The following is a 22,576-nucleotide window of genomic DNA, read 5'->3' as shown; positions in this document are numbered from 1 at the left end:
CGCTGAGAGAATGGAGGGCATGACGCCCCAGAGGGAAGAACTGATCGACCACGCCTGCCTCATCGTCGACGGCCCAGACCAGTCGGGAGTAGTGGCCGCGATCGCCGCGCTCATCGCGCGCAACCAGGGCAACATCGTGTCGCTCGATCAGCACTCGACCGACCCCGAGGGCGGGAAGTTCTTCCAGCGCGTCGTGTTCCACCGCCCCAACTTCCCGGTCGCGAAGGACGAGATCGAGGCCGATCTCACCGCGACGCTCGCACCGCTCGGCATGAACTGGACGCTCAACGATCTGTCGATCCCGAAGCGGATGGCCATCCTCGCCTCGAAGGACGACCACTGCCTGCTCGACCTGCTGTGGCGCCATCGTCGCGGCGAGCTGCCGGTGAGCATCCCGATGGTCATCGCGAACCACACGACGACCGCCGAGGACGTCCGCTCGTTCGGCGTGCCGTTCTTCCACGTGCCGTCGCAGGCGGGGCCGGACAAGTCGCAGTCCGAGGCCGAGATCGTCCGGCTGCTGAAGGGCAACGTCGACTTCGTCGTGCTCGCCCGGTACATGCAGATCCTGTCGAGCGACTTCCTCGAGCAGGTCGGCGTGCCGGTGATCAACATCCACCACTCGTTCCTGCCGGCCTTCATCGGGGCGAACCCGTACCGCAAGGCGAAGGAGCGCGGCGTCAAGCTCATCGGCGCGACGAGCCACTACGTCACGGAGGACCTCGACGAGGGTCCGATCATCGAGCAGGACGTCGTGCGGGTCACGCACGCCGATTCGGCCGACGATCTCCGCCGCCGCGGAGCCGACGTCGAGCGCGCGGTCCTCTCGCGCGCCGTGCTCTGGCACGCCCAGGACCGGGTCATCCGCCACGGCAACCACACCATCGTGTTCTGACCCTCTGACCCCGGGCCTTCTGACCCTCTGCATGTCTCACTCGCCGCGGGAATCCCGCCGCCATTCCCGCGGCGAGTGAGACACGGTGAGCTCTCTGCTCCAACGTGGGCGGGCCGATAGCATCGGGCTGGACACGAAGGAGACCCATGCGCGCGCTCATCGCCACCGGAACGGGCCGCTACGCCGACCCCTGGCATCCGTACACGAAGACCAGCCCGCTCATCGCGGATGTCCTGCGCGAGGCGGGCTTCGACGTCGAGATCGACGAGGACGTCGACGGCGCGATGACCCGGCTCGAGGGCGTCGACCTGCTCGTCGTGAACGCGGGCGACCCGTGGCGATCCGAGACGACCGAGCCGCTCCCCGGGGCCTCCGTCGACGGCCTGCATGCCGCGCTCGAGCGCGGGATCGGCGTCATCGCCGTGCACGCGGCGCTCTCCTCGCTGCGCGACTACCCCGACTGGCCGGGCGCGATCGGCGGGATGTGGGTGCCGGGCATCTCGTGGCATCCGCCCCTCGACCGCGTGCGCATCGCGGGCGACGCGCTGCCCGACGGCACGCGGATCGACGACTTCGACGTCGAGGACGAGCGCTACACACGTCTGCAGGCCTTCGGCGAGCGGATGGTCGTGGCGCGGCACGAGACGGAGGGCGAGAGCCAGCCGACCGCGTGGGTGCGCGCGCACGGCGCGTCGCGGGTCGCCGTCGACGCTCTCGGCCACGACGAGCGGTCGTGGGCATCGGATGGCCACCGCGCGCTCTTCGCGCAGCTCGCGCGCTGGGTGACATCCCGCGGCTGACGCGACTCGCCCGCGTGTCAAGACCCGGCCGCCTGTCAAGACCCTGCCGCCTGTCAAGACCCGGGTGGCGCAGAGGGGCCGCGGCTAGCGTGGGGTCATGACGTCTCCGTACGACTCCCGGCCCTGGCTGTCCGCGTATCCGCCGGAGGTGCCGCACGAGATCGGCGAGGTCACCCAGACCCTCGTCGACATGATGGACGCGAGCGTCGCCGCCTTCGGACGCCGGACCGCGCTCGAGTTCTTCGGCGCCGAGACGAGCTACCGCGAGCTCGGCGAGCAGATCGAGCGCGCGGCCGAGGGCCTGCGCCGTCTCGGCGTGCGACGCGGAGACCGCGTCGCGATCGTCCTGCCGAACTGCCCGCAGCACGTGGTCGCGTTCTACGCGCTGCTGCGTCTGGGAGCCATCGTCGTCGAGCACAACCCGCTGTACACCGCGCGCGAGCTGCGTCATCAGTTCGAGGACCACGGCGCGCGCTTCGCGATCGTGTGGGACAGGGTGCACGACACCGTCGCGGGGTTCCCCGACGACGTGCGCGTCGAGGGCATCGTGAGCGTCGACCTGACGCGCGCGCTCCCGTTCGCGATGCGGCTGGGCCTCCGCCTTCCCCTCCCGTCGGCACGCGCCGCCCGCGCGAAGCTCACGCACCGGCCATCCGCCCGCCGGGTGACGACCTGGGAGTCGATCGTCGGCGCGCGCCGCCTGTCGCGGCGGACGCCCCGCCCCGCGCTCGACGACATCGCGCTCCTGCAGTACACGAGCGGCACGACCGGCTCGCCCAAGGGCGCCATGCTCACGCACCGGAACCTCCGCGCGAACGCGATGCAGGGCGAGGCGTGGGTGCCAGGGCTCCGACCGGGTGCGGAGACGTTCTACGGGGCCCTCCCCCTGTTCCACGCGTACGGCATGACGCTCTGCCTGACCTTCGCGATGAGCATCGGCGCGCGCCTCGTGCTCTTCCCGACGTTCGACGTCGACCTCGTCACGAAGGCCGCGCGCACGAGTCCGCCCACGTTCCTGCCCGCGGTGCCGCCCATCTACGACCGTCTCGCCCGGGCGGCCGCGCAGGGCGCGATCGACCTCCGCTCGATCCGCTTCGCCATCTCGGGCGCGATGAGCCTGCCGACCGCGACCGTCCGCCGCTGGGAGGAGATCAGCGGCGGCGTGCTCGTCGAGGGCTACGGCATGACCGAGTCCTCCCCCGTCGCGCTCGGCAACCCGATGGGGCCCACGCGCCGCCCCGGGACGGTCGGCGTCCCGTTCCCGAGCACCGACATCCGCGTCGTCGACCCCGACGACCCGACGAAGGATCTGGCTCCGGGCGAGGCGGGCGAGCTGCTCCTGCGCGGGCCGCAGGTGTTCTCGGGCTACTGGCAGCGCCCCGCCGAGACGCGCGCGGCGCTGCTCGAGGGCGGCTGGCTGCGCACGGGCGACATCGCGACCGTCTCGCCTGACGGGTTCGTCACGATCGTCGACCGGCTCAAGGAGCTCATCATCACGGGCGGGTTCAACGTCTCGCCGAGCGAGGTCGAGGAGACGCTCCTGTCGCATCCCGACGTCGTCGACGCGGCGGTCGTGTCGCTCCCGCGCGGGCAGGGCGGGGAGTCCGTGGGCGCATCGGTCGTGCTGCGCGAGGGCGCGGCCGCGGAGCCCGAGGCGCTGCGCGACTTCTGCCGCACGCACCTCGCCGCCTACAAGGTGCCGCGGCGCATCGACGTCGTCGACGAGCTGCCGCGCTCGCTCGTCGGCAAGGTCCTGCGACGCGAGGTGCGCGAGCGGATGGTCGGAGCGCGCCCGTAGCGCACCTCCGGAACGCGACAGGGGCCCGGCCGAAGCCGAGCCCCTGTCGCGTTCGGGGTCATCAGACCCCCGCCCTGCGCTCCTCGTCGTCGCGCTCCTCGTCGCGCTCGTCCTCGGGAAGGCGGTCGCCGCCCGGCGCGGCCGAGCCCCCGAGATCGGGCTCGCTCTCGCCGGAGACGATCGGCATCGCCTCGGTCTTGGCGTAGAGCTCCGTGAACTCCTCGTCCACGACCGGCTCGACCCACGCGAGGTCGTCGCTCGAGTGGTCGTACGGAGCGGGGACGAGCGCGAAGTCGTCGCCGTACTCCTCGAGACCCGTGCGCACGCTGTGACGGACGGCGCGCTCGGCGTACTCGTCGCGGAGGATGAGCGGGTCGCGGTGCAGGTCCTTCATGAACGCCACCATCATGAGCGCCATGATGACGGCGAACGGCAGCGCGGCGATGATCGTCACGTTCTGGAGCGCGGTCAGGCCGCTCCCCTCCTCGCCCGACACGAGGAGAATGGCCGCGATGACGCCGACGAGGGCGCCCCAGACGATCGTCACCCAGCGCGTCGGCTCGGGGTTGCCGCGCTGCGACAGCGTCCCCATCACGAGGGAGGCGGAATCGGCGCCGGTCACGAAGAAGATCGCGACGAGCACCGCGAGGATGACCGTCGTCACGCCCGCGAGAGGGAGGTTGCCGAGCACGCCGAAGAGCACGCTCTCGGGCGGCGAGACCTCGAGCCCGGCGCCATTCATCTGCTGGTCGATCGCGGTCGTCCCGAAGATCGCGAACCAGATGAACGAGATGACCGACGGCACCACGACGACGACCGACACGAACTGGCGCAGCGTGCGGCCGCGCGAGATCTTCGCGATGAACATGCCCACGAAGGGCGACCACGAGATCCACCAGGCCCAGTAGAAGATCGTCCAGCCCGAGAGGAACGCCTGCACCTCGGGCCCCTGCGAGCCCGAGCGCGCGGCCATCGTCGTGAAGTCGGTGAGGAACTGCGCGGCGACCGACGGGATGATGTTGATGATGAGCATCGTCGGGCCGACGAAGAAGACGAAGAACGCCAGGAGCAGCGCGACGACGGCGTTGATGTTCGAGAGCGCGCGGATGCCGCGCGAGACACCCGACACCGCCGACGCGATGAAGGCCGCCGTGAGCACCGCGATCACGCCGATGAGGAGGCCGTTGCCGACCTCGCCGATGCCCGAGATGAGCTCGACGCCGTGGCCGATCTGCAGCGCGCCGAGGCCCAGCGACGCGGCCGTGCCGAACAGCGTGACGATGATCGCGAAGACGTCGATCGTGCGTCCGACCGGACCCGTCGTCCGCCGCTCGCCGAGGAGCGGCGCGAAGATCGACGAGATGAGGGGCGTGCGCCCGCGGCGATACGCGCCGTACGCGATCGCGCCGCCGACGAGCGCGTAGAACGACCAGGCCTGCGGGCCCCAGTGGTAGAGCACCTGGGTCAGGGCGGTGTGCATCGCCTCGACGGTGCCCGCCTCCGCCGTGTTCGGAGGAGGCGACTCGAAGAAGGTCAGCGGCTCGGCTGCGCCCCAGAAGACGAGGCCGATGCCCATCCCGGCGGCGAAGAGCATCGAGATCCAGGAGAACACCGAGAACTCGGGCTCCTCGTCATCGCGCCCCAGCCGGATGCGGCCGAACCGGCTGAAGCCGATGTACAGCATGAAGGCCAGGACCACCGTCGCGATGACGGTGAAGAACACCCCGACGTACTCGATGACCCACGACAGCACGCTCGAGGCGGTGCCCGCGAGGTTGTCTCCTGCCGCAACGCCCCAGACGATGAACGCGATCGTGACGACGATCGCCGCACCGAAGACGACCCGGTCCGTCCGGAAATCACGGCCGGTCTGCTCGACCCCGATGCCGGGGATGAGCGCCGGGTGGACTCCCTGCGGTGCCGGGTCGGCGATGTCACGGACGATTCTCTTCGCCGCGTCGGCGGGCCCCGATGGCTTCAGGGGCGCGCTCTGCTCACGGCGGCTCTTCTCAGTTCCGCTCATTCGCTCCATCCTGCCACGCAGGCCTTGAGCGGTACCTGGGCACCCGTGCGCGACGGCCCCTACGCGACGCTCGCGCGCACCTGCGCCGCCTCGGCGCCGCGGCCCAGCCCATCGAGCAGGTCGGCGAGCTCGAGGCTGATCCCCGTGTGCGCTGCCGTGCCGACGGACACCCGGTCGCGGGCGCTCGCCATCACCGCGACGGCCTCGTCCGCGCGGTCGGCCGCCGCCAGACCGCGCGCGGCGTACACCTCGCCGCCCGCTGCCGTCATGACGTCGCCCTCGCGCGCGAGCACGTCGGCCGAGGCGAGGAGGACGCGCACGCCCTCGTCGAGGCGGCCGGCGTCGACGAGGAAGCGCCCCTTCGTGTCCTGCACGTTCGCGGCGTACCAGACCGCGTCCTCGGCCTCCGCCTGCGCGGTCGCCGCGTCGAGGTCCGCGAATCCCGCCTCGTCGCCGCCCATCAGCCGCGCGCGGCCCATCCCGTGCAGGAGCGCGGGCATCCCCCGGAAGCCCTCGACGCGCCGCCCGTGCTCGAGCGCGCGCTCGAACACGTCGCGCGCGTCGGGGTCGCCGAAGCGGAGCAGCAGCTCGCCGAGCGCGGAGCCCGCCTCGGCGGCCAGCCCGAAGGCCTCCGTCCCTTCCGCGAGGTCGATCGCCTCGCTCCACGCGCGGTACGCCATCCCCGGCTCGTCGTTCGCGAGGGCGGCGTGCCCGAGATGGAGACCGGTCTCGGCCACCGCCTCGGGAGCCGCGCCCGTCGCCTTCTCCTCGAGGTAGACCGTCTCGAGGTTCTCCAGGCCGGCGGCCGCCTGACCCGCCTCGAGCTGGATGCGCGCGAGGTTGAACCGCAGGCCGACCGTGGGCAGCTCAGCCCGCTCGGCGTGGCGCAGGGCGAACTCGATGCGCGCCGCGGCCTCGTCAGGCCTTCCGAGGTCGCTGAGGATCATGGCGGTGAGCTGTGCCGACGACGCGATGAGGCCCGCGACGTCGATCGCGACGGACTCCGCGAGAAGCCGCTCCGCGAAGCCGAGCGCCTCGTCGAAGCGCCCCTGACCGCCGAGCACCTGGGCGCGCAGGCGCAGCTCGGAGAACAGCGGCCACCCGGCGTTCGCGCGGTCGTCGATGCGCGACGCGGCAAGCGCGTCGGCCTCGTCCGCTCGTCCGAGCGGGATGAGCGCCTGGAGCCGCTCGCTCTCGAGCGCGTGGCGCAGCAGGAGCGGGTCGTCGGCGGGGAGAAGCACCTCCGCCTCGTCGAGAGCGGCGAGCGCGGCCTCGGGCTGCTCGGCGCGCAGGCGGGCGGCGCCGATCGTGATCAGCAGGTCGGCGACGACGGTCGACGGCAGGTGCGCGGCGCGTGCGCGCTCGATCTCCGCCTCGAGCGTCGGGATGTCGTCGGGGGTGCACCGGCCGAGCAGGAGCAGGCCGAGACGCTCCTCGAGGTCCGCGTGCTCGGCGAGACCGTGGGCGCGCAGGGCCGCGGTCCGCAGGGCCAGAGTGGCCCGGGCGGCCTCGTCGTCGCCGCTCTCGAGCTGCGCGTAGAGGAGCACGCGATGCAGCTCGGCATCGTGGTCGCCCTCTCCGAGCGCGAGGCCTGCGGCGACGGCCGCCCGCACGCCATCGAGGTCGGCCGCGAAGCGGCGCCGACGGGCGCGCGTCAGCCATCCGGCCGCGTCAGCGGGCTCGGCGTCGTCGACGACGGGCGGCGCGTAGCTCTCGCCGCCGAACGGCGCCTCCCAGCGCTGCGCGCTCAGGGCCCGCTTGCCGGCCAGCGTGCGGGCGAACCAGTCGTTCCCGTTGCGCGCGTCGAAGCGCGCCGCGATCGTCTCGGCGGCCGACCACGCGGCATCCCGCAGCTCGCCCGCGGTCCGCGGCCCGTCCGCGGCGCCCAGGAGCGGCTCGAGCGTCGGATGGTCGGAGCCGCGCACCCGGGTCGCTCCCTCGCCGGCCTCGACGACCGCGTCGAGGAGGACGCCGACGGCGGCGAGTCCCGAGAAGTGGTTCGCCTCGTGGAAGGGGTCGTGCGCGAGCCCGTCGATGTGCCGCTCGAGCAGCTGGAGCCCGCGCGCGAGGTTGCCGGTCACCGCGCAGAAGACGAGGTGGTTGGCGATGATGGGGAAGCCGTCCGGGTTGGTCCGGGCCGCGCGGTAGCTGCGGGCGTGGGCGGCGAGCGCCTCCTCGACGCGCCCCGCCCTCAGGAGCGGGAGCAGCGCCTCCGACTCGGCGAACTCGGGCTCCTCCCCGCACGAGAGGCCCTGCTCGAGGATCTCCTCCCACAGCCGGATGGCCTCGGCATCGTCTCCCCGCAGCTGGGCGAAGGTCGCGTCGCTCGAGCGCACGCACGCCTCGCAGTGCGAGTAGTCGTCTCGCTCGAGTCCGTCGCGCTCGATGAGGAAGCGCGCGGCCGCATCCGGGTCGCCGAGCAGCAGCGCGACGTCGTGTCGGGACTGCAGGACGCCGGTCTGGCCGACGCCGGCCTCGCGATAGCGCCGCTCCATGTCGGCGTGCAGCGCGGTGACGCGCTCCCGCGGGAACCGGCTGTTGCTCGCGAGCCGCCCGGCCATCCACTTGTACTGGAACAGCAGGTCGACGTGCACGCCGGGGTCGATCGGAAAGCGCACGGGGTCCGCATCGTGCTTGCCGACGCACCATCCGAACGACGCGAGCATCGTGTCGGTGTCGCCCGCCATGTGCGCCGACGGGGTGAGGTGCATGCGCGCGCGATAGGCGAGCTCCTCCTCGCCCGCCTCGTCGGCGAGCCGCACGGCCTCGTCGAGCAGCGCGCGCTCCTCCGGTCCGACCGGAAGCTCCGCCGCCTCCTCGAGAAGCCGCTCGATCTTCCGCGCCTTGCGGCTTCCGGGTGCGCTCATGCCTGTTCCCCTTCGAGGTCTCCGGCGATCCCGACGCTCAGGGTCACCATGTCGTTCATCGCCGACGTCAGCATCCGGCGATCGGCCGCGGTGAGCGGCCGATGCGACGCGAGCAGCGCCTGCACGTACAGCAGCTTGACCGTGCGGTCGAAGACGAGGTCGTCGCCGAGCGCCGCGAGGCGCGCGACGAGCGGGCTCGTCCAGTTCAGGCAGAGGCGCACGGTCGCGGCCTCCCTGCCGTCCTCGCGGCGGCGCTCCTCGATGAGGGCGCTCACGTCGCCGAGCACGTCGCCCCAGATCCCGCCGGATGCGACCTCGCGCGCGCTGTCGCGCTCGATGCGGCGCACGACCTCGGGATCCACGACGCAGAGCGCGGGCAGCTCGGCGGGAGCGAACCCGCGAGCCGAGACCGAGCAGCCCACCTCGGCGAGCGCGGCCGTGGCCCGCTCCTCGAGCGCGACGGCCCTCGCCCGCTCGGCAAGCGGCGGCGGCGTGAGCTCGTCGAGGAGCTCGCTCACGGTGACCCGCGAGACGGGGAAGTCCAGCAGCTCGGGCAGCCGCCGCAGCAGCGCGGCGTCGTACGCGTATCCGCCGTTCACGACGGGAGCGTCGGACGGCACGATCGCCGCGACCTGGCGGAATTCGTCGACCGTCTCGGCGTAGCGCGCCGCGTCGTGCCGCCGGGTCAGGTCGGCGATGGTCATGTCGCCCGCCGACGTCTCGACGGTCAGCCACGGCAGCACCGTGCGCGCGAGCTCGTCGTCGTGCGCCGCCATCGCCTTGAGCGCGAGCTGGTGCACGGCGAGGAACTCCTGGAACTTCCACGGCCGGGTGGTCGCCTGCCGCAGGATCCACGCGCGGATGGCGGCACCCAGCTGCTCGCGGGTGTGCTCGAGCGCGGGGTCCTCCACGAAGGCCTCGCGGCTCGCGGTCGGCGAGAGCCCCGACGTGTCGAGCACGCATCGGGCGAAGAAGGCCCAGTCGGGCAGCAGGCCGTCCAGGTGCTCGCTCACGAGCATCCGACCCAGGTGCACCGTGCTCGCCTGGCGCGCACCGGGCGGCGGCGCGAACGGGAGCACGAACGCCACACCCTCCGTCCCCGTCCCCGGGACGGAGAGCGGGATGACGTCGAGCGGCCGCCGGCCGAGCAGCTCCGTGCCCAGCGCGAGGAGCTCGTCGGACGGCTCATCCGCCGCGGCCCCGAGGAAGACGGGCGTGCGGGTGACGGTGTCGAGCGTGGCGTCGTCGTTGCGGATGGCGACCGAGACCGGCAGGTACTGCCCGAAGCGCGTCGCGAGGGCCCGGACGCGGTCGGGCGCGAGCAGAGCCGCGTCGTCGGGGCGCGGCTCCAGCACGATCTCGGTGCCCACGGCCATCCGCGCGGTCTCCTCCGGGTCGAGCTCCCGGATGCCGAACTGCCCCGATGCGTCGCCGATCCACTCGATCGCGGGCGCGCCCTTCGCCGATCGGCTGCGCACCACGATCCGGTCGGCCACCATGAAGCAGCTCAGCAGGCCGATGCCGAACTGGCCGAGGTAGTCCGCGCGTCGGGCCTGCAGGAGGTCGTCGCGCTTCGACGAGCGCCCCACGGTCGACAGCAGCTCGGCGGCCTCCTCGGCCGTGAGGCCCACGCCGTTGTCGCGGAAGCGGAAGGGACGTCCGGAGGCGGCCGGCTCGATCTCGAGCACGCCGGCGGGAGCTCCTCCGTCGAGGTCGCGGCGCGCCCGGATGGCGTCCCGGCCGTTCTGGAGCAGCTCGCGCAGGAAGACCTGGGGGCTGGAGTAGATGTGGCGGCTCAGGAGGTCGACGACCCCGCGGAGATCGACCTGGAAGGGCCGGACGTCAGGGGCACCCGATTCGAACCGCACCCGTCCAGCCTACGGATGTCGGTGAACTCCCGGTGCGCGCGGGGCCGTCAGGCGACGGGCGCATCGGCTTCGCCGCTCGCGTCGAACTGGGCGGCGAGCTCGAGGCCGCGGCGCGCCCACGCGATCTCCTGGCGCGCCTGCTCGATGAGGCCGTCGTAGGCGAACACCTTCCACGCGACGATCCGCTCGTGCTGGGCGACGGGGTGGCGCTCGAGCCGCCGACGCAGTGTGGGATGGCTTCGGTCGAGGAGCGAGGCGCGTGTCGACTCGAGCTTCTCGAGATGCGCGGAGTAGAACGCGATGTGCTCGTGCATCCGAGCGCGCACGGCGTCGGCGTCCGCCCACTCCAGGTAGGCGGCCTTGAGATACGCGGGGTCGCGCTGTCGGCGATGGGCCGTCGGCGCGGCGAGCCAGGAGCGGAGCTCAGCCATCCCGATCTCCGTGATCCGGTAGAGCTTCTTCGTGCCGCGCCCGCCGTCGTCGATCTCCTCGACCTCGAGCGCTCCCTCCTCGGCGAGGCGCCGCAGCTCCGGGTAGATCTGCGAGTCGGGTGCGTGCCAGACGTGCGCGACCGACTGGCTGAACTGACGGGATACCTCGTAGCCGGTCATGTCCTGCCCGCTGAGAAGCGAGAGAAGCGCATAGCGGAGACTCACCCGATCACCCTATGCACTCGGCGCGAGCTCTTGCGGATCCCTCTGCTCATAGGTATGGTCAGCCGCACGGTTTACCTATCTTCATAGGTATCTGCTCGAGGAGGAGCGATGGAACAGCCACCCCGTTCGGTGACCGCGAAGGTCTTCGACTTCCCGCGCAACGCCTGGTACGTCGCGGGCTGGGACCACGAGATCACCGGCGCGAAGCCCTTCGCGCGCACGATCGCCGGCATCCCGATGGCGCTGTGGCGGACGACGGACGGCGCGGTGAGCGCCCTCGCCGACGCCTGCTGGCATCGCCTCGCTCCCCTGTCGATGGGCAAGGTCATGGGCGACGAGATCCAGTGCCCCTACCATGGCCTCCGCTACAACTCGTCGGGGCGCTGCACGGCGATGCCCGCCCAGCGCACTCTCAACCCGAGCGCGCTCGTGCCGTCGTACCCGGTCGTGGAGCGGCACCGCTACGTCTGGGTCTGGCCGGGCGATCCCGACCTCGCCGACCCGGCGCTCATCCCCGACATGCACCAGATGGACGACCCCGCGTGGGCCGGCGACGGGCTCACGATCGAGGCCGGGTGCAACTACCAGCTCATCCTCGACAACCTCATGGATCTCACGCACGAGGAGTTCGTGCACTCCTCGAGCATCGGGCAGGAGGAGCTGAGCGAATCCGAGTTCCACCTGACGCGAGACGGCGATCGACGGGTCACGGTCACCCGCTGGATGCTCGACATCGAGGCGCCGCCGTTCTGGCGGAAGAACATGCGCGACCGCTTCCCGGGGTTCGAGGGACGTGTGGACCGATGGCAGATCATCCACTACGAGGCACCCGGGACCATCCTCATCGACGTGGGCGTGGCCAAGGCCGGCACGGGCGCGCCCGAGGGCGACCGCAGCCAGGGCGTCAACGGCTACGTCATGAACACGATCACGCCCGAGACGGACCGCACGAGCCACTACTTCTGGGCATTCATGCGCAACTACCGCCTCGAGAGCCAGCGCATCACCACCCAGCTGAGAGAAGGTGTGAAGGGCGTGTTCGCGGAAGACGAGGCGATGCTCGTCGCCCAGCAGCGCGCGATCGACGCGAACCCCGAGCACGCGTTCTACAGCCTCAACATCGACGGGGGCGGGATGTGGGTGCGGCGCATCCTCGACGAGATGCTCGCGGCCGAGGGCAGGGCGTCCAGCGCCGATCCCGCCCTCGACGGCGCGACGTCTCGGCTCCAGGCCGTCACAGCGGGCTGAGCGGCGACCAGGATGGCCATCGACAGCATCGTCACGTGGGGCATCTCCGAGGTGCTCGAGTCCGAGCTCGTCTCCGATCGCGTGCGCCGCATCGTGCTCGCCCCGCAGGAACCCGTGCACGCCCGACCCGGCACTCACGTGGACGTGCGCCTGCGCCCCGACCTGGACGGGACGGCGAAAACGCTCACCCGGTCGTACTCGATCGTGCGCAGCGAAGACGACGGGCGCCGTCTCACCCTCGCCGTACAGCTGGCTGCGCGCAGCCGCGGCGGCTCGCGTCGCATGCACGCTCTGCGCCCCGGAGATCGGATCCCGACCACGGCGCCCCTGCAGAACTTCCCCCTCGGCGTCGGCGCCGCCCGCTACGTGCTCCTCGCCGGCGGGATCGGCCTCACCGCCACCATCGCGATGGCCGAGACGCTGCGCGTTCGCGGGTCCGACTACCGGCTCATCGTGATCGGCAGAACCCGTGAGGCGCTGCCGTTCCTCGACGAGCTCGCCGAGCGGCACGGCGACCGACTCGAGCTGCGGCTGACGGGCGCCGTTGGCCGTCCCGACCTCGCACGCCTCGCCGAGGACGTCGCCGCGCACCCCCTCGCTGCGCGCACGGAGATGTACCTGTGCGGGCCGGTCCCGCTCATGGAGGACATGAAGCGCGCCTGGCTCGGGGCGGGCCTCGCTCTGCCCAGCCTCCGCTTCGAGACCTTCGGCAATTCCGGATCGTGGGAGCCCCAGGACTTCGTCGTGCGACTCCCCCAGCTCGGACGCAAGATCGGAGTGCCGGCAGACGCCACGGTTCTCGAGACCCTCGAGGACGCGGGCATCGCCGTGATGTCCGACTGCCGGAAGGGCGAGTGCGGTCTCTGCGCCGTCCGCATCCTCGAGGTGTCCGGCCGCGTGGACCACCGCGATGTCTTCTTCGACGACGCGCAGAAAGCCGCCGACGACCGTCTGTGTCTGTGCGTCTCGCGTGCCGCCTTCCCCCCATCCCCTCAGGCGCCGGCCGGCCGCGGCGTCCTCACCCTGGAGCTCCCATGACAGCGCCCACCACTCGGCCGCCCGCTGCGGCGCGCCTCAGACGACGTACTCCATGAGCTCGCGGCCGAGTGCCCGGAACGCCTCGTGCGCGCGGTCACGGTGCAGGATCCCGGCGTCGTCGAACTCGACGAAGAGCGCGTAGGCCACGGCGCCGCGCGCTCCCGCGAGCACGCCGGCCTCGGCGCGCACGTCGGGCGCCCTGCCCGTGCGATTGAGGAAGAGGAGCCCGTGGGGGTCGTCGTCGTGAGCGAACGGGTCGAGCCCCGTCGCGCTGCCCACGAGGCTGAGATCGTGACCCTGCGTCAGCCATTCCGCACCCTGCGCGCTCACCGCGGCGTTCACGACGCGACCCGACACGATGTCGGCGAAGAGCCGCGCGAACTCGCGCGCCGTTCCGAGCGCGACGTGCGGGGCATCATCCGGCCCTCGCCGTTCGCGGAAGTGGTCGAGCAGAGCCGACCGCGGCATCCCGAGTGAGACGAAGCGCCGGGTCACCCTCTCGTGCCCGACCCGGTCCAGCAGGGCGTTCGCGGCGAGCGCGTCGTCGGTCGTGGCGGCGAGGATCGCGAGGTCGCCGGCGGGGAGCTCGCGCGTGCGCAGGTGCCGCCACACCCCTGACATCCGCACGGGGTCGAGCGGATCCCGCGCGACGATCTCGTCGGGATCCAGCTCTCCGGCGTCGAACTGCGCGGCGGCCTCGATGAGCAGCGGCACCGTGCCCACGCCGCCGACCGGCAGGGTCACGTGGTCGTCTCCGCTCAGCAGCACCGTCTCACGGTCGAGGTCGACGACGTGCACGCCGGCGCGGGCGTCCGCCGCGACGAGGGCCTCGATCGAGCGGAGCGTCGCGGTGAAGGTCGGCTGCAGGATGGCACGGCGACGCAGGCGGCGCGCCTCCCGACGCTCGCCGCGCAGCGAGACGGCTTCCTTCTGAGGCTCGATGGCCACGGGTCCCTTCCCATCCGCTCGCACCCGCGAGCGGCGACGTCGGGGTGCTCTCGGCGACGCCCGCTCCGCGATGGATGCAGGTGTGTCTCGATTATGCCCGCGCGGGAGCCGCCCTCAGCGAACTCTCACCAGATCGTCACGCGCTGGTCCTCGGGGAGCCACAGCGCGTCGCTCGGCTGGACGTCGAAGGCGGCGTAGAACGCGTCCACATTGCGCACGATCTGGTTGCACCGGAACTCGTTGGGCGAGTGCGGGTCGATCGTGAGGAGGCGGATGGTCTCGGCCTCGCGCGACTTCTGCTGCCACACCTGCGCCCACGACAGCAGAAGGCGCTGCACACCGGTCAGGCCGTCGACGATCGGCGCCTCCTCGCCGCCGAGCGAGAGCTCGTAGGCCTTGAGGGCGATGCCGAGACCGCCGAGGTCGCCGATGTTCTCGCCGATCGTGAGCGCTCCGTTGACGGTGTGCGACGCGTCGAGGCCCTGCGGGACGAGGGCGTTGTACTGCTCGATGAGCGACCGGGTGCGCTCCTCGAAGGCGGCGCGGTCCTCCTCGGTCCACCAGTCGTTGAGCGCCCCGGTCCCGTCGTAGCGGCTCCCCTGGTCGTCGAACCCGTGGCCGATCTCGTGCCCGATGACGCCGCCGATCCCGCCGTAGTTCGCCGCGGGGTCGCGATCGGCGTCGAAGAACGGCGGCTGCAGGATCGCCGCGGGGAAGACGATCTCGTTCATGAGCGGGTTGTAGTACGCGTTCACGGTCATCGGCGTCATGAACCACTCGTCGCGGTCGATCGGCTTGCCGACCTTGCCGAGCTGCCGGTCGTGCTCGGCGATGTTCGTGCGGCGGACGTTGCCGATGAGATCGGTCGCGGTGATCTCGACGGCGTCGTAGTCGCGCCACTTCGCGGGATAGCCGATCTTCGGGGTGAAGGTGTCGAGCTTCTCGAGCGCCTTCTCGCGCGTCGCAGGGCTCATCCACTCGAGCGTCGAGATGCTCTGGCGGTACGCCTCGGTGAGGTTCGCGACGAGCTCGTCCATCGCGGTCTTCGCGCTCGGCGGGAAGTGCCGCTCGACGTAGACGCGGCCGATCGCGTCGCCCAGCGCTCCCTCCGCGAGCGACACACCGCGCTTCCAGCGCTCGCGGATGGTCGGCACGCCGGTGAGCTCGGTGCCGTAGAAGGCGAAGTTCTCATCGACGAAGTCGTCGGACAGGTACGGCGCGAGGGCGTGCACGACCTGGAACCGCAGCCACGCCTTCCAGTCGTCGAGGCGCTCGGCGACGAGGAGCGAGCCGAGGCCCTCGAGCGCCGAGGGCTGGTAGACGACCGCCTCGGCGAACACCTCGGGCCTGCCCGGCGCGACCGCGTCGCGCCACGGCGCGAGGTCGACGCCCGCGAGCTGCTGGATCTCGTCCCACGACTTCAGGTTGTAGGTCGCGACGGCGTCGCGGCTGCGGACGTTGTCCCAGTGGTGCGACGCGATGTCCTTCTGCAGTGCATAGAGGCGCTCGGCCTGGCCCGCGGCGTCGTCGACGCCCGCCAGCTCGAGCAGGCGCTCCACGTGACGGCGGAAGGCCGCGCGCGTGCCCTCGAAGTTCTCGAGGCGGAAGTAGCTCTCGTCGGGGAGCGAGATGCCCGACTGGACGAGGAACGGGACGTAACGCGTGGGGTCGCCCGGGTCGGGCTCGACGAACACGCCGATCGGGCCGCCCAGGCCCTCGCGGTCGAACTCGCCGGCGGTCCGCAGCAGCGACGCGACGTCGGTCACGGCGTCGACGCGCTCGAGCAGCGGAACGAGCGGCGCGGCGCCGAGGGCGTCGATGCGCTCGGTGTCCATGAAGCTCGCGTACAGGTCGCCGACCTTGCGCGTCTCGGTTCCCGGGTCGGCGCCCTGCGCCTCCTCGACGATCGCGCGCACATCCTTCTCGGCCTGCTCGGCGAGCTGGTGGAACGCGCCCCAGCGGGCCTTGTCGCCCGGGATCTCGGTCCGGTCGATCCAGGCGCCGTTGACGTGGCGGTAGAGGTCGTCCTGCGGCCGGATCTCCTCACTGAGCTCGTCGAGGGCGATACCGGAGGGGAGCGATTCAGCCGTCATGCGCTCCATCGTATGCACAGCCCCGGACGCGGGCGCCGCGTCGTCGTGACTACAGAATCATCATCGCGGTGATTGACTACGAAAACGTAGTCGGATAGCCTGACGACGATTTCGACATCAAGTAGGGGGTGCCGTGTACGAAGGAACCGTGCGCAGACCGGACGACCTCGGCCTCGCGCTCCAGCAGGCCCGCAAGGCCGCGGGGCTCTCGCAACGCGAGCTCGCCGCGCGGATGGGGATCACGCAGCGCTATGTGAGCGAGATGGAGTCGGGGCGACCGGTGACCGCGGTCGCCCGTCTGGTGGAGGCGCTGCACGAGGTCGGTGCGGTGCTCACGGTCGCCATCCCGGAGGGCGACGACACGGATGGGTGACCTCGTCGTCGGGCTCCACGGCGACGAGATCGGCGCCCTCGTCGGGAGCGGCTCATCGTTCGACTTCCGCGCCTCGACCGAGGCCATCCGACGTCACGGAGTGAACAGCACAGTGCTCTCGCTCGCCGTCCCCCTCACTCCGCGGCCGGAGCCGCGACGGCGCGCGATGCGACAGAACTTCTTCTCCGAGCTCCTGCCGGAGGGCGACGCCCGACAGCAGCTGGCACGCCAAGCGGGGATCCGGGACGAAGACGACACGATCGCCCTGCTTCGGGCCTACGGCCGCGATGTCGCCGGTGCGATCCAGATCTGGGACCCGACGGTCCCCGGAGAGCCGCGCACCCCGTCGGTCGCGCCGCTGGACGAGGCCGCGGTCGCAGACCTGCTCCGAAACGTCGCCGCCCACCCACTCGGCAACGCACCGCAGCGCGGGAAGTCGTCGCTCGCCGGCGTCCAGAGCAAGGTCGTCCTCGTGCGGGACGGAGACGCTTGGGCCAGGGCTGTGGACGGATTCCCGTCGACGCACATCATCAAGCCCAAGGTGGCGAGGCACCCCCATCTGATCTTCGACGAGGAGTACGGCTCCCGATTCGCCCGAGCGCTCGGCCTCGCCGGATTCGAAACGGCTGTCCGACGCTTCGAAGACATCGACGCCCTCATCATCGAACGCTACGACCGAGCTCGCGATCGGGCGGATGGACGGATCCATCAGGAGGACTTCAACCAGGTTCTCGGGCTGCGCCGGAACGACAAGTACGAGGCGTATGGCCGGAAAGGACTGAGGGATGTCGCCGCCCACCTCTCGCGAGACGACCGCCTCAGGCTTCTGCGGATGACGGCCCTCTCAGTGGCGGTCGGGAATCTGGACATGCATCTGAAGAACATCTCGCTTCTGCATGAAGCGGACGGAGGATTCACGCTGGCGCCGATGTACGACGTCGTCCCTCAGCACTTCCCCGAGTACGGGAACGACGGAGAGGTGGCTCTCAGCATCGCCGGCGTGTTCGACTTCGCCGGCGTCCGCCGAGATCACCTGGAGGCGGAAGCGGACTCCTGGGGAATCCGCGGCGCCGACGCAGCGGTCGCCGATCTGCTCGCGGACGTCATGCGGATCGCAGAGCTCGAGAGGCCGCATCCTGCGGCCCATCCTGGCCTCGAGGAGATCGTGCGTCGCACGGCTGAGAACCTGCTCGCCGGCAGGACCGCGACCGGGCTCGACGAGGCGCCGCCTCGACGCCGGGCACCCGCAGGTGCTTGGGAGTGGCGGAACGCGACCGGACCCGCGGCGGGATGGTGACCGCCCGCCGCTCCCTCGACCGCGACATCCTGCGGCTCGCGGTCCCCGCTCTCGGCTCGCTCATCGCCGAGCCGCTCTTCCTCGCGGTGGATGCGGCCATGGTCGGGCACCTCGGCATCGACGAGCTCGCGGGCCTCGGCATCGCGTCCGCGGTCCTCACCACGATCGTGGGCCTCATGGTGTTCCTCGCGTACTCCACGACCCCCGCGGTCGCGCGCCGCTTCGGCGCGGGCGACGTCCGCGCGGCCGTCTCGGTCGGCATCGACGGCATGTGGCTCGCGCTCGGCATCGGCGCCGCCCTCGCGGTCGCCGGGACCTTCGCCGTCCCCGCGCTCGTCGCGGCGTTCTCGCCGGACGCGGCGGTCGCCGGGCACGCCGAGGCGTACCTCGGGATCTCGATGTGGGGTCTTCCCGCGATGCTCATCGTGTTCGCCGCGACGGGCCTCCTGCGCGGGCTGCAGAACACGATCGTGCCGCTGTGGATCGCGGGCGCGGGCTTCACGCTCAACGCCGGGGTGAACTGGCTGCTCATCTACGGGCTCGGATGGGGCGTCGCCGGGTCGGCGGCCGGAACCGTCCTCGTGCAGTGGGGCATGGTCGGCGCCTACGTCGTCGTCATCGGGCGGCTCGCGCGACGCCACCGCGCGACGATCCGTCCGCACCGCGAGGGGCTCGGCGGCTCCGCCCGCTCGGGCGGATGGATGTTCCTGCGCACCGTGAGCCTGCGCGTCGCGACGCTCGGCACGGTCTGGGTGGCGACCGACCTCGGCACGCGCGAGCTCGCCGGATGGCAGGTCGTCTTCACGATCTTCTCCACGACAGCGTTCGCGCTCGACGCGCTCGCGATCGCCGCGCAGGCCCTCGTCGGCAAGGCGCTCGGCGAGAGGGACCCGCGGCAGGTGCGCGCCGTGCTCGGCCGCACCGTGCTGTGGGGCGTGTGGGGCGGCGTGGCGGCCGGCGTCGTCATCGCCGCGCTGTCGGGCGTCATCGGCGTCGTCTTCACGGGCGACGCGGAGGTGGCCGCCGACATCCAGCCCGCGCTCCTCGTGCTCGCGGTCTCGCAGCCGATCGGCGCCTTCGTGTTCGTGCTCGATGGCGTGCTCATGGGCGCGAACGACGCGCGCTACCTCGCGATCGCGGGAGGCCTGAACCTCCTCCCCTACCTGCCCGCGCTCATCGCGCTCGCGTGGCTCTCGCCATCCGGACCGGGAGCGCTCGCGTGGCTCTCCGCGACCTACTACGGGGTCTACATGCTCGCGCGCGGCGTCACGCTCGGCGCGCGCATCCGCGGCAGGGCGTGGATGGAGCAGGCCGCGTAGCTCAGGCGCTCTCGAGCTCGGCGATCACGACCTTCTTCTGCTGCATCATCACCTGGATGGCCGCGGGGCTGCTCACGAGCTCGCCCATGTTGCGCGGGATGATCTGCCAGCTGACGCCGAACCGGTCCTTGCACCATCCGCACTGCTCGGCCTCGGGCACGTGCGACAGCGCCTCCCAGTAGCGGTCGATCTCCTCCTGCCCGTCGCACGAGACGACGAACGACACGGCCTCGTTGAAGGTGAAGAGGGGCCCGCCGTCGAGGCACACGAAGTCGACCCCGTTGAGCGTGAACTGCCCGTTGAGGACCTTCCCGCTCATGCCCGTGAAGTGGGCGTCGAGCTTCTCGTCGGGGTACTCCTCGATGCTGCGGATGCGCGAGTTCGGGAAGACGGAGACGTAGTACTCCATCGCCTCCCGCGCGTTATCGTCGAACCACAGGCACGGCTGGATGCGGGCGAGCTCGGCCATTTCGGACTCCTTCGGCGTCGACGGTCGCTGACGCCGCTCACGCTACGCCCGCGCGCGGGTCGCGTCGAGGGGTGGCATCACGCGTCACGCGCGTATCGCCGGGCCCACTCGTACATGACGATCGCACCCGCCGCGGAGGCGTTGATCGAGCGCGTCGAGCCGTACTGCGTGATCTCGATGTGGCCCGAGGCCGCGGCGAGCGCCTCGTCCGTCAGGCCCGGCCCCTCCTGGCCGAAGAGGAGCACGCACCGCTCTGGCAGCTCGGCCCTGTCGACGGGCACGGCGTCGCCCACGTTGTCGACCGCGATGATCGGGAGCGCCTCCTTCGCGGCCCAGGCCGCGAACGACGCGACATCCGGATGGTGGACGACGTGCTGGTAGCGGTCGGTCACCATCGCGCCGCGCCGGTTCCAGCGCTTGCGGCCGATGATGTGCACCGACTCGGCGAGGAACGCGTTGGCGCTGCGCACGATCGACCCGATGTTCATGTCGTGCTGCCAGTTCTCGATCGCGACATGGAACGGATGGCGGCGCGTGTCCAGGTCGGCGACGATCGCCTCCATGCGCCAGTAGCGGTACCGGTCGACGACATTGCGCGAATCGCCGTTCGCGAGGAGCTCGGGGTCGTAGTGATCGCCCTCGGGCCACGCGCCGGGCCAGGGCCCGACGCCGTGGGTCGACGCCTCGCGGTGGGGCTCGGGCTGCGCGTCCGTCACCGGACGAGGCTACCGGGTGTCAGCGCAACACGGCCCCGGCGCCCAAGTCCACCTGTCGGACCCGTGGGGCTCGTGTGCGCGTGTCGACCCCACCCGGCGACACCAGCCCCAGCCATCCGAATCCGCACACGCACACGCACACGCACACGCACACGCACGCCGGCAGCGCCCACGCAACACGGGGCCGCTGCCCGAGCCCGCTCAGCGCACGTGACCCGTGTGCCCAGGGACGACGGGCGTCTCGACCCACTGCCCCGACGCGGCCGACTCCTCGGCCGCGGTCAGCACCTGCGCCGACGCGAGCGCGTCGTGGATGGTCGAGGTGTCGGATGGCTGCCCCGCCACCGCGAGCAGGAACTTCTTCGCCTCGATCGTCTTGAGATCGTCGTAGCCCATCGACGTGCCGGACCCCGGCTGGAAGCGCGCGAACTCGGGGAAGGTCTCGTCGGCGAGCAGCCGGGTGTACCCGAGGCTCTCGCCGGAGCGGCGGATGGCGAGCTCGAGCTCGTTGAGGCGCTCGAAGTCCCAGCGCAGCGAGCCCTCGGTGCCGAAGACCTCGATCGCGTACTCGGCCTTGGGTCCGACCGCGAGCCACGAGGCGTCGAGCGTGCCGAGCGCCCCCGCGGCGAGCGCGGAGTCGTCGAAGCGCAGCAGCATGTTCGCGTAGTCGTCGTTCTCGACCGGGAGCATCCGCCCCTCGTCGGGCGTCCCGGCGAGGCCCGGGCGCTCCGTGATGAACGTGCCGGTCGACGCGGTCACCGAGCCGATCGGGCCGAGCAGGAAGTGCACGAGGTCAACGAGATGGCCCATGAGGTCGCCGAGCACGCCGGATCCGCTCGTCTCGCGCACGAAGCGCCATGCGCGCGGCGACTGCGGGTCGGCGCTGAAGCCGCCGAAGAAGCGACCGCGCACGTTCGTGATCCGGCCGAGGGCGCCCTCCCCGATCAGCTGGCGTGCCCGCTGGATGGCCGGCGGCTGGCGGTAGTTGAAGCCCACGGCCGACTGCACGCCCGCGTCGACGACGGCGTCGCGGATGGCGGCGGTCTCGTGCGCGCCGCGGCCCGCGGGCTTCTCGATCCAGATGTGCTTGCCCGCCCGCGCGGCCGCGACGCCCACCTCGGCATGCAGGAAGTTCGGCGCGCAGATCGAGACGACGTCGACGTCGGGGTTCGCGAGCACCTCGCGATAGTCCGCGACGGCGCTCTCGTAGCCCAGCACATCCGTCGCGTACGAGCGGCCCGCCTCCGCGGTATCCGCGGCCTGGACGAGGCGCGGCCGCAGACCGAGCTCAGGATAGACCAGCGGGAGCGCGCGGTAGGCGCGGCTGTGCAGCCGGCCCATCCAGCCGACACTGACGAGGCCGACGCCGATCTCGCGGACGGGGGATGCGGTCATCGACGACCTCCGGGGCACGGGCGACGACGACGTCGCGGGAACGGGACCACACCACGCTACGATCGCTCATTCCTTTTGTCAAGACATTAGCTCTTTCACGACCGCAGCGCGCCGCCGTAGGCTGATCGCGTGGCTTCACCCGCGGCGGACGACTACCTCAAGACGGTGTACTCGCACACCGAGTGGCAGGACGACCCCATCACGCCGTCGGTGCTCGCCGGGAAGCTCGGCGTCGCCCCGTCGAGCGTGACCGAGATGGTGAAGAAGCTCGCGGCAGCTGGCCTTGTCTCGCACGTGCCCTACGGCGCCGTGCGGCTCACGGAGGAGGGCGAGCGTCGCGCGATCGGCATCATCCGCCGGCACCGTCTCATCGAGACGTGGCTCGTGCGCGAGATGGGCTACGGCTGGGACGAGGTGCACGACGAGGCCGAGGTCCTCGAGCACGCGCTGAGCGACCGGCTGCTCGAGCGGATCGACGAGCGCCTCGGGCGCCCGTCGCTCGATCCGCACGGCGACAAGATCCCGGATGCCGAGGGCCAGATCGAGCGCGAGGCCTTCGTCCTGCTCGCGGATGCCCCGGTCGGGCACGTCGGCCGGGTGCTGCGCGTGCGCGACCGCGACCCCGAGCTCCTGCGCGAGATCGAGGGCGCCGGCATCGACGTCGGCCGCGAGGTGGCGGTCACCGAGCGCGGCGTGCTGCTCGACGGCGACGACGTCGTGCTGCCCGAAGGTGCGGCCGACGTGATCTGGCTGACGGCGTAGTACCGCAGTAC

General features: G+C 71.6%; 18 protein-coding genes. 9 read left to right on the top strand and 9 right to left on the bottom strand.

The annotated features are described in order from the left end of the window. The first annotated feature begins 19 nt into the window (after window positions 1-19). From purU to ACWXWW_RS05620, 3 genes are all read left to right on the top strand, one after another. Window positions 20-895 carry a formyltetrahydrofolate deformylase gene (gene purU / locus ACWXWW_RS05630; protein WP_271172600.1) on the top strand — a complete coding sequence of 292 codons (876 nt, stop codon included), beginning with the start codon at window positions 20-22 and terminating at the stop codon, window positions 893-895. Between the two features lie 146 nt (window positions 896-1,041). After that, the gene (locus ACWXWW_RS05625) at window positions 1,042-1,695 is read left to right on the top strand and encodes a ThuA domain-containing protein (protein WP_455969236.1); all 654 of its coding nucleotides are present in this window, start codon (window positions 1,042-1,044) and stop codon (window positions 1,693-1,695) included. A 97-nt stretch (window positions 1,696-1,792) separates the two neighbouring features. Next, window positions 1,793-3,493, top strand: a complete 1,701-nt coding sequence (locus tag ACWXWW_RS05620) for a long-chain-fatty-acid--CoA ligase (protein ID WP_455969234.1) — start codon at window positions 1,793-1,795, stop codon at window positions 3,491-3,493. 61 nt (window positions 3,494-3,554) lie between these two features. On the opposite strand, the gene ACWXWW_RS05615 is transcribed toward ACWXWW_RS05620, so the two are convergent. The 4 genes from ACWXWW_RS05615 to ACWXWW_RS05600 are packed head-to-tail and all read right to left on the bottom strand — an operon-like array spanning window position 3,555 to window position 10,907. Further along, entirely contained in the window at window positions 3,555-5,516 is a 1,962-nt protein-coding gene (locus tag ACWXWW_RS05615) for a BCCT family transporter (protein ID WP_271172597.1), read from the bottom strand. 59 nt (window positions 5,517-5,575) lie between these two features. Next, the gene (locus ACWXWW_RS05610) at window positions 5,576-8,383 is read right to left on the bottom strand and encodes a hypothetical protein (protein ID WP_455969232.1); all 2,808 of its coding nucleotides are present in this window, start codon (window positions 8,381-8,383) and stop codon (window positions 5,576-5,578) included. Continuing rightward, complete coding sequence (locus ACWXWW_RS05605) at window positions 8,380-10,251, bottom strand: HSP90 family protein (protein WP_455969230.1); 1,872 nt, start codon at window positions 10,249-10,251, stop codon at window positions 8,380-8,382. Before ACWXWW_RS05605 ends, ACWXWW_RS05610 begins: the two co-directional genes overlap by 4 nt. A 47-nt stretch (window positions 10,252-10,298) precedes the next feature. Next, entirely contained in the window at window positions 10,299-10,907 is a 609-nt protein-coding gene (locus tag ACWXWW_RS05600) for a PadR family transcriptional regulator (protein WP_455969228.1), read from the bottom strand. A gap of 108 nt (window positions 10,908-11,015) precedes the next feature. Here ACWXWW_RS05600 and ACWXWW_RS05595 point away from each other — a divergent pair, with 108 nt between their 5' ends. Then, window positions 11,016-12,155 carry an aromatic ring-hydroxylating dioxygenase subunit alpha gene (locus tag ACWXWW_RS05595; protein ID WP_455969226.1) on the top strand — a complete coding sequence of 380 codons (1,140 nt, stop codon included), beginning with the start codon at window positions 11,016-11,018 and terminating at the stop codon, window positions 12,153-12,155. 12 nt (window positions 12,156-12,167) lie between these two features. Continuing rightward, window positions 12,168-13,193: a PDR/VanB family oxidoreductase gene (locus tag ACWXWW_RS05590; protein ID WP_455969224.1), complete on the top strand. Its 1,026-nt coding sequence runs from the start codon at window positions 12,168-12,170 to the stop codon at window positions 13,191-13,193. A 36-nt stretch (window positions 13,194-13,229) separates the two neighbouring features. On the opposite strand, the gene ACWXWW_RS05585 is transcribed toward ACWXWW_RS05590, so the two are convergent. Then, entirely contained in the window at window positions 13,230-14,141 is a 912-nt protein-coding gene (locus ACWXWW_RS05585; protein WP_455969222.1) for a serine hydrolase, read from the bottom strand. 125 nt (window positions 14,142-14,266) lie between these two features. After that, window positions 14,267-16,234: a M13 family metallopeptidase gene (locus tag ACWXWW_RS05580; RefSeq protein ID WP_455969220.1), complete on the bottom strand. Its 1,968-nt coding sequence runs from the start codon at window positions 16,232-16,234 to the stop codon at window positions 14,267-14,269. Between the two features lie 133 nt (window positions 16,235-16,367). Between ACWXWW_RS05580 and ACWXWW_RS05575 the strand changes: the two genes are divergently transcribed. From ACWXWW_RS05575 to ACWXWW_RS05565, 3 genes are read left to right on the top strand one after another with little or no spacing between them, the layout of a single operon-like run. Next, complete coding sequence (locus tag ACWXWW_RS05575) at window positions 16,368-16,607, top strand: helix-turn-helix domain-containing protein (RefSeq protein WP_455969218.1); 240 nt, start codon at window positions 16,368-16,370, stop codon at window positions 16,605-16,607. Next, on the top strand, window positions 16,600-17,904 hold the full coding sequence (locus ACWXWW_RS05570) for a HipA domain-containing protein (protein ID WP_455969216.1): 1,305 nt from the start codon (window positions 16,600-16,602) through the stop codon (window positions 17,902-17,904). Before ACWXWW_RS05575 ends, ACWXWW_RS05570 begins: the two co-directional genes overlap by 8 nt. Beyond that, window positions 17,898-19,223 (top strand): MATE family efflux transporter, encoded by a 1,326-nt coding sequence (locus ACWXWW_RS05565; protein ID WP_455969299.1) that lies wholly within the window; start codon window positions 17,898-17,900, stop codon window positions 19,221-19,223. The genes ACWXWW_RS05570 and ACWXWW_RS05565 overlap by 7 nt, the downstream gene beginning before the upstream one ends. Window position 19,224: 1 nt before the next feature. Here the strand turns inward: ACWXWW_RS05565 and ACWXWW_RS05560 are convergent, their stop codons facing one another. From ACWXWW_RS05560 to ACWXWW_RS05550, 3 genes are all read right to left on the bottom strand, one after another. After that, entirely contained in the window at window positions 19,225-19,692 is a 468-nt protein-coding gene (locus ACWXWW_RS05560; protein WP_271172591.1) for a VOC family protein, read from the bottom strand. Window positions 19,693-19,769: 77 nt separating this feature from the next. Then, window positions 19,770-20,408, bottom strand: a complete 639-nt coding sequence (locus ACWXWW_RS05555; RefSeq protein WP_455969214.1) for a TrmH family RNA methyltransferase — start codon at window positions 20,406-20,408, stop codon at window positions 19,770-19,772. A gap of 201 nt (window positions 20,409-20,609) precedes the next feature. Continuing rightward, window positions 20,610-21,803: a Gfo/Idh/MocA family protein gene (locus tag ACWXWW_RS05550; protein ID WP_455969212.1), complete on the bottom strand. Its 1,194-nt coding sequence runs from the start codon at window positions 21,801-21,803 to the stop codon at window positions 20,610-20,612. 129 nt (window positions 21,804-21,932) lie between these two features. Between ACWXWW_RS05550 and ACWXWW_RS05545 the strand changes: the two genes are divergently transcribed. Continuing rightward, window positions 21,933-22,565, top strand: coding sequence for a metal-dependent transcriptional regulator (locus ACWXWW_RS05545; RefSeq protein ID WP_271172588.1), 633 nt, complete (start codon window positions 21,933-21,935; stop codon window positions 22,563-22,565). The last annotated feature ends 11 nt before the right edge of the window (window positions 22,566-22,576 follow it).

This window comes from Microbacterium sp. KNMS (assembly GCF_053851835.1).
This window is presented reverse-complemented; position numbering and strand designations above follow the sequence as displayed.

Coding starts and splice junctions, on each gene's coding strand:
- purU (WP_271172600.1), top strand. CDS start 20: ATGACGCCCCAGAGGGAAGAACTGATCGACCACGCCTGCCTCATCGTC.
- ACWXWW_RS05625 (WP_455969236.1), top strand. CDS start 1,042: ATGCGCGCGCTCATCGCCACCGGAACGGGCCGCTACGCCGACCCCTGG.
- ACWXWW_RS05620 (WP_455969234.1), top strand. CDS start 1,793: ATGACGTCTCCGTACGACTCCCGGCCCTGGCTGTCCGCGTATCCGCCG.
- ACWXWW_RS05615 (WP_271172597.1), bottom strand. CDS start 5,516: ATGAGCGGAACTGAGAAGAGCCGCCGTGAGCAGAGCGCGCCCCTGAAG.
- ACWXWW_RS05610 (WP_455969232.1), bottom strand. CDS start 8,383: ATGAGCGCACCCGGAAGCCGCAAGGCGCGGAAGATCGAGCGGCTTCTC.
- ACWXWW_RS05595 (WP_455969226.1), top strand. CDS start 11,016: ATGGAACAGCCACCCCGTTCGGTGACCGCGAAGGTCTTCGACTTCCCG.
- ACWXWW_RS05590 (WP_455969224.1), top strand. CDS start 12,168: ATGGCCATCGACAGCATCGTCACGTGGGGCATCTCCGAGGTGCTCGAG.
- ACWXWW_RS05580 (WP_455969220.1), bottom strand. CDS start 16,234: ATGACGGCTGAATCGCTCCCCTCCGGTATCGCCCTCGACGAGCTCAGT.
- ACWXWW_RS05570 (WP_455969216.1), top strand. CDS start 16,600: ATGGGTGACCTCGTCGTCGGGCTCCACGGCGACGAGATCGGCGCCCTC.
- ACWXWW_RS05565 (WP_455969299.1), top strand. CDS start 17,898: ATGGTGACCGCCCGCCGCTCCCTCGACCGCGACATCCTGCGGCTCGCG.
- ACWXWW_RS05560 (WP_271172591.1), bottom strand. CDS start 19,692: ATGGCCGAGCTCGCCCGCATCCAGCCGTGCCTGTGGTTCGACGATAAC.
- ACWXWW_RS05550 (WP_455969212.1), bottom strand. CDS start 21,803: ATGACCGCATCCCCCGTCCGCGAGATCGGCGTCGGCCTCGTCAGTGTC.